Source organism: Mucilaginibacter sp. P5_A4, assembly GCF_056400605.1.
Genome location: NZ_JBFUKX010000034.1, coordinates 22,600 through 35,295, shown reverse-complemented (window position 1 = coordinate 35,295; position 12,696 = coordinate 22,600). Strand labels below are relative to the sequence as shown.

Sequence of the window (12,696 nt, the reverse complement as noted above, 5' to 3'; positions counted from 1 at the left end):
AGAATTAAAAAAATAAAAAATGAACCAGAACAACAACATACCCAATCAAAAGCACCCCCTTCAGGGGGCGGGGGGGGCTGTGCGCCTTGTTGTTCTTGGCGCCGGCGAAAGTGGCGTGGGGGCGGCATACCTCGCCAAACAGCAGGGGTATGATGTGTTTGTGTCTGATTTTGGAGCTATTGCAGATAAATACAAAAAACAACTGGAAGACTGGAAAATCAGCTTCGAGGAAAAACAACATACGGAAGAGCTGATCCTGAATGCGGTTGAAGTGATTAAAAGTCCCGGTATTCCGGATAAGGCTCCGATTATTAAAAAGTTGAAAGAGAAAGGGATTCCTGTAGTGTCGGAGATAGAATTTGCAGGCAGGTATTGCAACGCGAAGATCATTGGTATTACAGGATCTAACGGTAAAACCACCACCAGCAGCTTAACATACCACATTTTAAAAGATGCGGGTTTAAATGTTGGCCTGGCGGGTAACATAGGTAAAAGCTTTGCTTACCAGGTGGCTACCGAAAAGTTTGATATATATGTGCTTGAGCTGAGCAGCTTTATGCTTGATGATATGTTTGATTTTAAAGTAGACATAGCGGTTTTGCTCAATATCACACCCGATCATTTAGACAGGTATGATTATAAGCTGGAAAATTACGTTGCATCCAAATTTAGGGTAACGCAAAATCAAACAGCTGCCGATTATTTTATTTACTGTGCCGACGACCCGGAAACCATAAAAGGGATGGCCGGGAGGAATTTTGAGGCGCAGCTATTACCTTTTTCCATTGAAAAAAAGATTGAAACGGGAGCATATCTCGAAAACGACAATATTGTCATAAACACAAATCAAGAACATTTTACAATGTCAATTAAAGAACTGGCCCTGCAGGGTAAGCACAACATTTACAACTCCATGGCATCAGGTATTGTAGCCAGGGTGCTGGAGTTGCGCAACGAAACGATGAGGGAGAGCATGGGCAACTTTAAGGCCATTGAACACAGGCTTGAGTTTGTTGCCAATATCTCTGGTATCCGTTTCATTAACGATTCAAAGGCTACCAACGTTAACTCAACCTGGTACGCTTTGGAAAGCATGAGCAGCGATGTAGTACTGATATTAGGCGGAGTTGATAAGGGTAACGACTACGGTATGCTTAAAGACCTGGTTAAGCACAAAGTAAAATCGATAGTGTGTTTAGGTAAAGATAACAAGCGCATTCACGATGCATTTGAGGATGATGTACATGTGATAGTAAATACGTTTTCGGCACAGGAAGCGGCCCAGGTAGCGTACCACCTGGCTTCCAAAGGCGATACTGTACTGTTATCACCGGCATGCGCAAGTTTCGATCTGTTTAAAAATTATGAAGACAGGGGAAACCAGTTTAAAGCAGCGGTGAGGGAACTATAATGAATTTGAGTATTTGAAGGTTTGAAAATGGATCGGTGGGATCAAATTAAATCAGTGGAATCATAAAAAAATGCATAGGATATTAGAAAACACAAAAGGCGACCGGTGGATATGGCTGATAGTTATATTGCTTTCTGTTATATCCTTGTTGGCGGTATATAGCTCAACCGGCACGTTGGCTTATAAACGGGGTGTCGGCGTCGAGTCGATATTAATGAAACACCTGGCAATGGTAGTAGGTGGTATAATGCTGATGTATATCTCGCACAAGCTGGATTACCGTTACTACGCTGGTCTGTCGAAAATTATGATGATTGTTACCATCCCGTTGCTGCTGTATACCCTGGTATTTGGTAGCCATATTAACAATGCAAGCCGCTGGATTAATATCCCGGTGATAGGTCTAAGCTTCCAGACATCCGATTTAGCCAAACTGGCTTTGATCACTTACTTAGCTCGTACGTTATCCCGCAAGCAGGAAAATATCAAGGATGTAAAGGAATCGTTTTTGCCGATAATGGGTTCGGTGTGTTTGGTGTTTATACTGATAGCACTGGCTAACTTATCAACCGCGCTGATGTTGTTTGGCGTAAGCATTTTGCTGTTGATCATCGGCCGTATCAGCATAAAACAGATAGCTATAGTATGCGTGGCAGGGTTTATATTATTATTAGGTGTTATTTTTTTAGGACCCAGAAGGCATACTTATGTTTCGCGGGTTAGTACTTTTCTACATCCCGATTCAACCAAGACGGATAAATCATTCCAGGCCGACCATGCCAAAATAGCCATTGCCAGCGGCGGTATTTTTGGTAAGGGCCCGGGTAACAGTACTGAAAGAAATTACCTGCCCGAGTCATACTCGGATGAGATCTATGCCATCATAGTAGAAGAGTATGGTTTAGTTGGCGGTTTTACCCTGGTAGGTATATACCTGTTTTTACTATACAGGTGCATTAAAATAGTAACAAAAGCGCCAAAGGCATTTGGGGCTTTACTGGCTTGTGGGTTAAGTTTTAGTTTAGCCATCCAGGCATTCGCAAATATGGCTGTAGCCGTAGGCCTTGGTCCGGTAACCGGTGTGCCGCTGCCCTTTGTAAGTATGGGTGGTACGTCTATACTGTTCACAAGCATAGCGTTTGGGATCATACTATCGGTAAGCCGTGATATTGAAGAGCCGAAGAAGGTAGTAGTAGGAGAGATAAGGACGGCTTAGGTGGCTTAGGTGGTGAGTGGTGAGTGGTGAGTGGTGAGTGAGAAAATGGCGGGGTCAATTTAGGATTTAGAAATTAGGGTTTAGCGTTTAAAAAACATGGCAAAGAAAATTATCATCAGTGGTGGCGGAACAGGAGGACATATCTTCCCGGCTATTGCTATTGCCAATGCTTTAAAAAAGATAGACCCGGCTACCGAGATTTTGTTTGTGGGGGCTTTAGGTCGTATGGAAATGGAGAAAGTTCCGGCGGCCGGATATAAGATCATTGGGTTGGATATCCGTGGGATTCAGCGCGATTCTATCTGGAAAAACGTAATGTTCCCGGTTAAACTGGTAAACAGTGTACGCAAGGCTCTGCAGATTATTAAGGATTTTAAACCTGATGCTGCTGTGGGTGTTGGGGGCTATGCCTCCGGTCCGCTGTTGTATGCCGCATCAATGAAAAAAATACCGTACCTGATACAGGAGCAAAACTCCTATGCAGGTATTACCAATAAATGGCTGGGTAAAGGTGCCAAAAAAATATGTGTTGCTTTTGATAATATGGAGCAGTTTTTTCCTGCCGGTAAAATCATCAAAACAGGCAATCCTATCCGCAAAGATGCCGTGAACATTGCCGGCAAGCACATGCAGGCGCTGGAGTTGTTTAAGTTATCAACGTTTAAAAAAACCATACTGATAACCGGGGGCAGCCTGGGTGCGCGTACTTTGAATAATAGTATCATGGCTGGTTTGGATAAGCTGATAGCTGCAGATGTACAGATTATCTGGCAAACCGGTAAGTTTTATTACAAAACGATCATCGAAAAACTGGGGGATAATTATCATCCGGATGTTAAAATAACGGAGTTTTTAAGTCGTATGGACCTGGCTTATGCCGCTGCTGATATCATTATATCAAGGGCAGGGGCTGGTACAATTGCCGAGTTGTGTATGGTTAAAAAGCCCGTGATCCTGGTGCCTTCGCCAAATGTAGCCGAAGATCACCAGACAAAAAATGCGTTGGCACTGGTACAGGAAGACGCGGCCATTTTTGTAGCCGACAGAGATGCCGAAGCCAAACTGGTTGACAGGGCCCTTGAGTTGCTGAATGATAAACAACTGCAAAAGAAACTAAGCACTAACATAGGTAAAATGGCCATGCCGGATGCCGATGAGGTGATAGCTAAAGAGCTTATACAATTAACAAATAACAATTAAAATTATGGTTCTCTTCTCCCAAAAAGAGGAGGACCTTTTTTAAAAACATTAACATGGAACTACGCGACATACAAAGGGTTTACCTGGTGGGCATCGGCGGCATCGGAATGAGCGGCCTGGCCCGCTATTTCCATCATTTAGGCTGTATTGTTTGCGGTTATGATAAAACGGCGACGGATTTAACCAACGATCTGCATAACGAAGGTATCCAGGTTGTGTTTGATGACAAGGCCGAATGGATCCCGATGAGTTTCCAGCAACCTTGTAGTGATACACTTATAATTTACACACCGGCTATCCCCAAGGATTCGACCATACTGAACTATTTTAAAAATAAAGGATTCGAGCTGTTTAAGCGCTCGCAGGTTTTAGGATTAATAAGTAAAAGTTCCTTTACTATTGCAGTTGCGGGCACACATGGCAAAACCACCACCTCAACCATGGTGGCGCATTTACTTAAAGCATCGGGTAATGATTGCTCAGCATTTTTGGGAGGCATCTCATCCAACTACCAAAGCAATGTGTTGTATGGTAAAAATAATGTAATGGTGGTTGAGGCAGATGAGTACGACCGCTCATTTTTAACGCTGTTCCCGGATGTTGCCATTATCACATCGATGGATGCTGATCATTTGGATATTTATGGCGATCACGCGCACTTAACAGATTCATTTAAACTGTTTGCTTCGCAGATAAAGGTAGGTGGTACATTGGTGCATAAAAAAGGTTTGCCTTTAGATACCGGCTACACTTATGCTATTGATGATGTAACCGCCGATGCCCATGCAGCAAATATCCGCATTGAAGGAGGCGATTTTTATTTTGATTTTGTAAACGCCGATTTAAACATTCCCGGTATTAAAATGGGTATTGCAGGTACACATAATATCGAGAATGCTGTAGCTGCAATTGAGGCTGTTTTAAGGCTTGATATTCCGGCCGGGTCCATAAAAAGCGCGCTGGCATCTTTCAGGGGGGTTAAGCGCAGGTTTGAGTACATTGTAAAAACACCGGAACATATTTATATTGACGATTATGCCCATCATCCCGAAGAACTAAGGGCCTGCATATCATCAGTAAAAAAATTATATCCCAATAAAAAGCTGACTGCCATTTTTCAACCACACCTATATACCCGCACACGCGATTTTGCCGATGGCTTTGCCGAAGTTCTGGATATGGTTGATGAGCTTATATTGCTGGATATATACCCGGCCCGGGAGTTGCCTATTGAAGGGGTAACATCGGATATGCTGTTGAACAAAATGCAGCTGGCAAATAAGCGCAAGCTAAGCAAGGAGGAAGCATTGAATGCTGTAGAAAATGAAAAACCCGAACTGTTGATAACAGTAGGCGCTGGGGATATTGATACTTTGGTTCACCCTTTAAATGAGATACTTCAACATGGATAGAAAACTCATATGGAAGCGCCTTTTAACAGGATCTGCCTGGGTAATATGCCTGGGGGGGCTTGTGGTGCTTATGAGTTTTATCGAAGCCAAAAAAGCTTCGGTAGTATGTACTGCTGTAAAGGTAAATATTCCGGGTAGCCAGTATTTTATAGATAAGCAGGAAGTTGACCAGATTTTGCAAACAAGCAGCCATACACTAATAGGCCGAAAGCTGGAGAACATAGATATTCAGGAACTGGAAAATAAATTAAGGGCAAATCCATTTATCGAGTTTGCCAAAGTTTATACCGAGATGGATGGTATATTAAGAGTTGAGGTAAGTCAGCGCCAACCCATATTGCGGGTGATGAACCACTATGATATGGATTTTTATATAGATCAGCATGGCTTAAAAATTCCGCTTTCATCAAATTTTACTGCAAGGGTACTGGTGGCTAACGGGTATATTGAGGAGTTGTTTACCAACCATGTCGACTCGTTACATACACACCTGGCGAAGGATCTGTATAAAACAGCCGATTTTATTCGTAAGGATTCGTTATGGGATGCACAGATAGCCCAGATCTATGTAAATTCTGATCGCGAGATTGAGCTGATCCCACGGGTGGGCAGCCAAAGGATCCTGATAGGTAATGCCGATTCATTAAATGTAAAGTTCAAAAATCTGGTTGCATTTTACAAGCAGGTGCTGCCACAGGTAGGGTGGGACAAATACAGCAAAATAAATATTAAGTATACCAACCAGGTAATTGGTATAAAAAACGAAATGACAAAAGCAGATTCGGCAAAAGCAAAAGCAATTAAGCTGGATTCGCTAAGAATGAAAAAAGAGACTTCTCAAATTAAATTGTAACATGGACAAAAGCTCAACACAAGAAAAAAGTTCACCAATTGTAGTAGGATTGGATATCGGGACTACTAAAATATGCGTCATCGTTGGTCGCAGGAGCAAGAACGGAAAGATTGAGGTATTAGGAATTGGTAAAGCTGAATCTGCGGGTGTAACCCGTGGAATGGTATCAAACATAGACAAAACTGTACAGGGCATTACCCAGGCGGTTGAAATTGCAGGCGCGCAATCAAATGTTGATATAAAGGTAGTGTTTGTGGGTATAGCAGGTCAGCACATTAAAAGCTTACAGCACCGTGGTTTAATAACCCGCCGTGATCTGCAATCAGAGATCAGCCGCAAGGATATTGATAAACTGATAGAGGATATGTACAACCTGGTAATGCCTCCGGGCGAAGACATTATTCATGTATTGCCACAGGAATTTACCGTAGATAATGAGCCGGGCATTAAAGATCCTATTGGTATGGCAGGTGTTAGGCTTGAGGCCAATTTCCATATTATATCGGGCCAGGTTACAGCAATTAAAAATATTGTTAAATGTGTTAACAAGGCCAACCTGGATAGCCAGGACCTGATACTGGAGCCACTGGCATCTTCTGAATCTGTGTTGAGCGAAGAGGAAAAAGAAGCAGGTGTGGTATTGGTTGATATTGGCGGTGGTACCACAGATGTGGCTATTTTTCATGAAGGCATTATTCGCCATACCGCGGTGATTCCTTTTGGTGGTAACAGCGTTACCGAGGATATTCGCGAAGGCTGTTCGGTAATGCGCAACATTGCCGAGCAACTGAAGGTTAGGTTCGGTTCTGCTTTAGCAGACGAGAATAAAGAGAACGAGATAGTTTGTGTACCTGGTTTACGCGGCCGCGAACCAAAGGAGATCAGCGTTAAAAACCTGGCCTACGTTATCCAGGCCCGTATGGAAGAGATTGTTGAGCATGTGTATTACGAGATTAAATCATCTGGCTACGAGAAAAAATTGATTGCCGGTATTGTAATAACAGGTGGTGGCGCGCAACTGAAACACTTACGCCAGCTGGTGGAGTTTGTTACCGGTTTGGATTGCCGTGTTGGGTACCCAACAGAGCACCTGGCCAAAAATGAAGTGCTGCCTAAAAACATATACGAGGAGCTGCAAAGCCCAACGTTTGCAACAGGTATAGGCCTGCTGATAAAAGGGATACAGAAAACAGAATATATGAATGTGGATATTCCTGCAGAAAAAGCGCTGAAGCCTAAGTTTGAAACTAAAGGTAAAGAAGGCGGCTTGTTTGACAGGTTACTGAAAAAAAGTATCACATTTATTAAAGATGATATAAACGACGAGGACTTTTTGAAATAATTATACACAATAGTTAAGTTTTTCCACATTGTAGACATTTGTGGAAAACTCTTGTTGAAAAAGTCCTATTATTACGATGGTAAAATCTAAATATTGGTTGAATCACATATAGCTGAAAACGAAGATTATGCAGTTTGAGATGTTAAAAGAAAAATCGTCAATCATCAAGGTAATTGGTGTTGGCGGTGGCGGTGGTAACGCGGTGAACCATATGTACCGGCAGGGAATTACCGGTGTTGACTTTATTATTTGCAACACCGATGCCCAGGCATTGGAGCTTAGCCCAATACCAAACAAGGTGCAATTAGGTGCCAGCCTTACAGAAGGAATGGGAGCCGGCTCGATACCCGAAGTTGGAAAAAATTCAGCTATTGAAAATATCGACGATATTAAACAGATGTTGGGTGTTAATACCAAAATGCTGTTCATTACGGCTGGTATGGGTGGTGGTACCGGTACCGGTGCAAGCCCTATTATAGCTAAAGCGGCCCGCGAAATGGATATATTAACAGTGGGTATTATAACCACGCCATTCTCTTTTGAAGGTAAACGCCGCAAAATGCAGGCCGATGCCGGGATGGAAGAGTTAAGGAAATATGTTGATTCGTTCCTGGTAATATCAAACGACAGGCTGCGCCAGATATTTGGCAACCTAACCATGAGCTCGGCTTTTGGCCAGGCCGACGACATATTAACCACAGCCGCTAAAGGTATTGCCGAGATTATAACCTTACCAGGCTATATCAACGTTGACTTTAAGGATGTGCGCACCGTAATGAAAGACAGCGGTGTGTGTATAATGGGCAGCTGCACAGCCGAAGGTGAAGGCCGCGCACTGAAAGCGGTTGAAGGCGCTTTATCATCCCCTTTATTGAAAGATAATGAGATAGAAGGTGCACGTTATATCCTGCTTAATATCAGTTCGGGTCTTAAAGAAGTTACCATGGATGAGGTAAGTATTATTACCGATTATATACAGGAAGAAGCCGGTTTGGCTGCCGACCTGATATGGGGTAATTGCGTTGACGAAAACCTGGAAGATAAACTATCGGTAACCATTATAGCAACCGGTTTCCAAACTAAGGATGAGCGTGAAAAAGAACACAGCAACAAAAAGATAGTATCGATGCTGGTTCCGGAAAATGCGCCTTTGGTAAAACCTGTTAATGAGTTTATAAATCCGGTTAAAGCCAATGCTACTGCCGAGCCTTATATTAAACACCATAAAGAAGAGCCAAAGCAAACCGGTTTGTTTGACATATTTGCCCGCCCGGAAGAAAAACAGGAATCTGTAGTGAAGTATAATCTTGCCGAAGATGATCACGAGGATGAAGAAAGCGAAGCGGATACGGCTGGTTTTACCTTCAAAATGGCCGAGCCTGAATCATATGCCCCGGTAAAGGAAGAACGCAAACCAGAGCCTGTACCAGAACCAGAGCCGACCCATGCCGCCGGCGCCGATGATCATAAAACAAATGAATCTATAGAGGAGCAGCTAAAAAAATCGCGCGAGCGGATTATGCGCTTAAAAGACCTGAGCATGAAACTGCGTACAGGCAACATCCAGGAGCTGGAAAATGTACCTGCCTATAAACGAAAGGAAATAGCCCTGCAGGATACCCCGCAGTCTGACGAAAGCCAGATCTCCAGGTTTAGCCTGATGCCCGATAACGAAGGTAACACCGAGATCCGTAAGAACAACTCGTTTTTGCATGATAACGCGGATTAGTATCAAGTAGTTAGTATCAGGTATCAAGACAGATATGAAAGCCGTTATAAAGGTATAAACACACTTTATAGCGGCTTTTTTAGTTTTAACAATATCAGCCTCCAGCAATGCAAAAATCTTGATACTTGATACTAACTACGTGATGCTCCCGTAAAGGTTATAACCTATTCTAAAAAGTTATAGCTATTGGAATGAGCCGTATTTACGGCTATATTTGCAATTATTCACTAATTTAAAGGTAAATTATTTTGGATTTATTTGATAAAATAACAAAAAGCTTAGGTGGGCCTTTAGGGCAGCACCAAAAATGGTCACATGGTTATTTTTCATTTCCTAAACTGGAAGGGGAAATTGGGCCGCACATGCAGTTCAATGGCAAGGAACATTTGGTTTGGAGCCTTAATAATTACCTGGGTTTAGCTAATCATCCCGAAGTAAGGGAAGCTGATGCTAAAGCCGCTGCCGACTATGGTATGGCCTACCCTATGGGCGCGCGTATGATGTCGGGTAACTCGATTCACCACGAAGAGCTGGAAAATAACCTGGCCGAATTTGTGGGTAAGCAAGCCGCGTTTTTACTTAACTACGGTTACCAGGGTATGGTATCCATTATAGATTCACTGGTTGACCGGAATGATGTAATTGTTTACGATGCCGAATCGCATGCGTGTATCATTGATGGTGTGCGCCTGCATATGGGTAAGCGTTTTGTTTACCAGCACAATGATATTGAAAGCTGCGAAAAGCAACTGGAACGCGCAACAAAATTAACCGAGCAAACCGGCGGCGGTATTCTGCTGATCACCGAAGGTGTTTTTGGTATGTCGGGAGCGCAGGGTAAGCTGAAAGAGGTGATTGAATTAAAAAAGAAATTCAATTTCCGCTTACTGGTTGATGATGCGCATGGTTTTGGCACCATGGGTAAAACCGGTGCCGGTACACACGAAGAGCAGGATTGTATTGATGGGGTAGATGTATACTTTGCCACATTTGCCAAATCAATGGCAGGCATCGGTGCTTTTGTTGCTGCCGATGAAGAGATAGTTCATTTTTTGCGGTATAACATGCGTTCGCAAACATTTGCTAAAGCGTTACCTATGCCGATGGTTTTAGGATTAAAAAAACGTTTCGAGCTGCTAACCTCACAACCACAACTACGCGAAAAACTGTGGGAGATTTCGTCGACCCTGCAAAACGGATTAAAAGAACGTGGTTTTAACCTGGGTGTTACCAATACTATGGTTACTCCTGTATTTTTAGAGGGCGACCTTTACGAGGCCACCAGCTTAACCCGCGACCTGCGCGAGAATTACGGTATTTTTTGTTCAATAGTAATCTACCCGGTTATCCCTAAAGGATTAATATTGCTGCGCCTGATACCAACCGCCAGCCACACCTTAGCCGATGTACAGCGCACCCTTGATGCCTATACCGAAATGGGCGAAAAACTCAAAGCGGGATATTACAAAGAAAATAAGCTGGCGATAGCCTAGTTTAGATGTGCAGATTTCAAATTTCAGATGTGCAGATTTGAAGTATTTTTATTTTAAATTATTTGATTTTTGCCGACCTGTTGTATAATACTCAGTATATTAATAAAGGGCCCAAATTTTTGAGGCCCTTTGTTATTGTATTCGTTTGAGCTAATTGTAATTATTAACTTTTGAATTACGTTAAAATCATCTGCACATCTGTAATCTGCATATCTGCACATTTGAAGCTCAGTGCTTAAAAAACGATAAATATACCTGCTTTACAACATGGTAAGCAGCGAAGGAGAAAAACAAAATTGCTATACTGGTATTTATTAACCGGGTACTTAAGGCAAATTTACTTTGTATATACCTGGCAAACTCCGCATACAAAAACAAGCATAAAAAAGAACCCGCTGCAGAACCAACGCTAAATATCACTAAGGCTAATCTGCCGTCGAGGATCCATTCGTGGGTAATGAGGTATGTACCTGTCACCATCCAGAAAGGTATCTGCATAGGGTTTAAAAAACCAAGCACGATACCATATTTGATGCTGGCATGTTCAGAATAACTGGTTTGGGGTGGTTTATTCCGGTGGATCCAGGTAGTAGCGCCTAATACGCCAAAAAGTATAACCATTACCCAATCAATAACAACAGCCAGGTGCATTTGGCCCGAAAGCCACCTGGCGGCATGCATAATAAAATACGTAAAGAAAAACTCTACACACGAAAAAGCGATGATAAAGCGCAATGCTTCTTTTACGCCGCGGTTTATAGTGATCTGTACAAGTGTAAGGTTGATGTTGCCGGGAGGTATGTAACCAATAAAGTTGGCTATTAGCCCGATGAAAAAGGTAAGAAATATCATTGCGGCAAAGATATGTTGTTAATTTGAAATTTGAAGATGTGATGATTTGAAAATGGGGCGCCTTTCTTTTTTAATTTTCAAATCTTCAAATCAATCTTCCGTACATTTGCGTCACCATGCCAGCTGATAAAATAATTTCCTTACTACCATCTGCTACCGAAATAGTATGTGCCCTGGGGCTCCAGGATAACCTCGTGGGGCGTTCGCATGAGTGCGACTATCCCGAATCGGTAAAACAATTACCGGTTTGTACCGAGGCAAATTTTCCTGATGGTTTAAGCAGCGCGGATATTGATGTGAAAGTAAAGGAAATTATTGCTGATGCCTTATCGGTATACACCGTAAAGCGCGAACAAATAAAGCAACTGGCCCCCGATGTAGTGATTACGCAGGATCGGTGCGAAGTTTGTGCCGTATCCCTAACTGATGTAATGCTTGCCTTAGATAATTACCTGGAGAAAAAAGCCGGCATCATTTCCCTGCAGCCAAATAGCCTGGAAGATATTTTTAATGATATAGCCACCTTAGCCAGCGCTTTGAATGTGCCCCAGGCTGGTGCCAATCTGCTGGAGTTGTTAAACGAACGGGTGGATATCATCAAACACAAATTAAAATTTGCAGATAACAAACCAACCGTAGCCTGTATCGAATGGCTCGATCCGATAATGGTATCTGGTAATTGGGTGCCTGGCCTGGTAAGTATTGCCGGTGGTACACCTATCCTGGCCCAGGAGGGCGAGCACTCACCTTATGTAAGCTGGGACGATATTCGCGGGCAAAATCCCGAAATCATAGTTGTAATGCCCTGCGGTTTTTCTATAGAGCGTACCTTAAAGGAAATAGATATTTTAATGCAGCTGCCCGGCTTTGCTGATATGAAAGCTGTAAAAAATAACCAGTTATACATTGCCGATGGCAACCAATACTTTAACCGCCCTGGTCCGCGTATTGTTGATTCTATCGAGATCCTGGCCGAGATCATCCGCCCTAAGCAATTTGCCTTTGGCTACGAGGGCGAAGGATGGATAAAGTTTGGCATGTAAGGTTTGCCGCCAATCGTACTTACCTAACTTAGCGTTCTAATCTCGTCGCTTTGTCATTCTCACCTTCAGAGTTCCCGAATTTTATGCCCCGATGGCTATACACAAATCAATCTGATAATAAAGTTTCAACTTATTAAAATTATTT

10 protein-coding genes are annotated in these 12,696 nt (G+C 42.8%); 9 read left to right on the top strand and 1 reads right to left on the bottom strand.

Annotation, left to right across the window (positions count from 1 at the left end):
• The first annotated feature begins 19 nt into the window (after window positions 1–19).
• From murD to AC1DQW_RS18615, 8 genes are all read left to right on the top strand, one after another.
• Entirely contained in the window at window positions 20–1,411 is a 1,392-nt protein-coding gene (gene murD, locus AC1DQW_RS18650; protein WP_477455458.1) for a UDP-N-acetylmuramoyl-L-alanine--D-glutamate ligase, read from the top strand.
• 70 nt (window positions 1,412–1,481) lie between these two features.
• Entirely contained in the window at window positions 1,482–2,627 is a 1,146-nt protein-coding gene (locus AC1DQW_RS18645) for an FtsW/RodA/SpoVE family cell cycle protein (protein WP_477455457.1), read from the top strand.
• Window positions 2,628–2,723: 96 nt separating this feature from the next.
• Window positions 2,724–3,827, top strand: coding sequence for an undecaprenyldiphospho-muramoylpentapeptide beta-N-acetylglucosaminyltransferase (gene murG / locus AC1DQW_RS18640; RefSeq protein ID WP_477403480.1), 1,104 nt, complete (start codon window positions 2,724–2,726; stop codon window positions 3,825–3,827).
• 53 nt (window positions 3,828–3,880) lie between these two features.
• Window positions 3,881–5,239, top strand: a complete 1,359-nt coding sequence (gene murC, locus AC1DQW_RS18635; RefSeq protein ID WP_477455456.1) for a UDP-N-acetylmuramate--L-alanine ligase — start codon at window positions 3,881–3,883, stop codon at window positions 5,237–5,239.
• Window positions 5,232–6,092 (top strand): cell division protein FtsQ/DivIB, encoded by an 861-nt coding sequence (locus AC1DQW_RS18630; RefSeq protein WP_477455455.1) that lies wholly within the window; start codon window positions 5,232–5,234, stop codon window positions 6,090–6,092. The genes murC and AC1DQW_RS18630 overlap by 8 nt, the downstream gene beginning before the upstream one ends.
• A 1-nt stretch (window position 6,093) precedes the next feature.
• Window positions 6,094–7,434 carry a cell division protein FtsA gene (ftsA, locus tag AC1DQW_RS18625; RefSeq protein ID WP_477419920.1) on the top strand — a complete coding sequence of 447 codons (1,341 nt, stop codon included), beginning with the start codon at window positions 6,094–6,096 and terminating at the stop codon, window positions 7,432–7,434.
• 127 nt (window positions 7,435–7,561) lie between these two features.
• Window positions 7,562–9,163 carry a cell division protein FtsZ gene (ftsZ, locus tag AC1DQW_RS18620; RefSeq protein WP_477455454.1) on the top strand — a complete coding sequence of 534 codons (1,602 nt, stop codon included), beginning with the start codon at window positions 7,562–7,564 and terminating at the stop codon, window positions 9,161–9,163.
• 248 nt (window positions 9,164–9,411) lie between these two features.
• A complete protein-coding gene (locus AC1DQW_RS18615; protein WP_477455453.1) occupies window positions 9,412–10,656 on the top strand; it encodes an aminotransferase class I/II-fold pyridoxal phosphate-dependent enzyme in 1,245 nt (414 codons plus the stop codon).
• Window positions 10,657–10,884: 228 nt separating this feature from the next.
• On the opposite strand, the gene AC1DQW_RS18610 is transcribed toward AC1DQW_RS18615, so the two are convergent.
• A complete protein-coding gene (locus AC1DQW_RS18610) occupies window positions 10,885–11,508 on the bottom strand; it encodes a LysE family transporter (protein WP_477455452.1) in 624 nt (207 codons plus the stop codon).
• Window positions 11,509–11,624: 116 nt separating this feature from the next.
• On the opposite strand from AC1DQW_RS18610, the gene AC1DQW_RS18605 reads away from it, so the two are divergent.
• Window positions 11,625–12,551, top strand: coding sequence for a cobalamin-binding protein (locus AC1DQW_RS18605; protein ID WP_477455451.1), 927 nt, complete (start codon window positions 11,625–11,627; stop codon window positions 12,549–12,551).
• Window positions 12,552–12,696: the final 145 nt, after the last annotated feature.

Excerpts from the sequence above, each read along its gene's own strand:
- murD (WP_477455458.1), top strand. The coding sequence starts at position 20 with ATGAACCAGAACAACAACATACCCAATCAAAAGCACCCCCTTCAGGGG.
- AC1DQW_RS18645 (WP_477455457.1), top strand. The coding sequence starts at position 1,482 with ATGCATAGGATATTAGAAAACACAAAAGGCGACCGGTGGATATGGCTG.
- murG (WP_477403480.1), top strand. The coding sequence starts at position 2,724 with ATGGCAAAGAAAATTATCATCAGTGGTGGCGGAACAGGAGGACATATC.
- murC (WP_477455456.1), top strand. The coding sequence starts at position 3,881 with ATGGAACTACGCGACATACAAAGGGTTTACCTGGTGGGCATCGGCGGC.
- AC1DQW_RS18630 (WP_477455455.1), top strand. The coding sequence starts at position 5,232 with ATGGATAGAAAACTCATATGGAAGCGCCTTTTAACAGGATCTGCCTGG.
- ftsA (WP_477419920.1), top strand. The coding sequence starts at position 6,094 with ATGGACAAAAGCTCAACACAAGAAAAAAGTTCACCAATTGTAGTAGGA.
- ftsZ (WP_477455454.1), top strand. The coding sequence starts at position 7,562 with ATGCAGTTTGAGATGTTAAAAGAAAAATCGTCAATCATCAAGGTAATT.
- AC1DQW_RS18610 (WP_477455452.1), bottom strand. The coding sequence starts at position 11,508 with ATGATATTTCTTACCTTTTTCATCGGGCTAATAGCCAACTTTATTGGT.
- AC1DQW_RS18605 (WP_477455451.1), top strand. The coding sequence starts at position 11,625 with ATGCCAGCTGATAAAATAATTTCCTTACTACCATCTGCTACCGAAATA.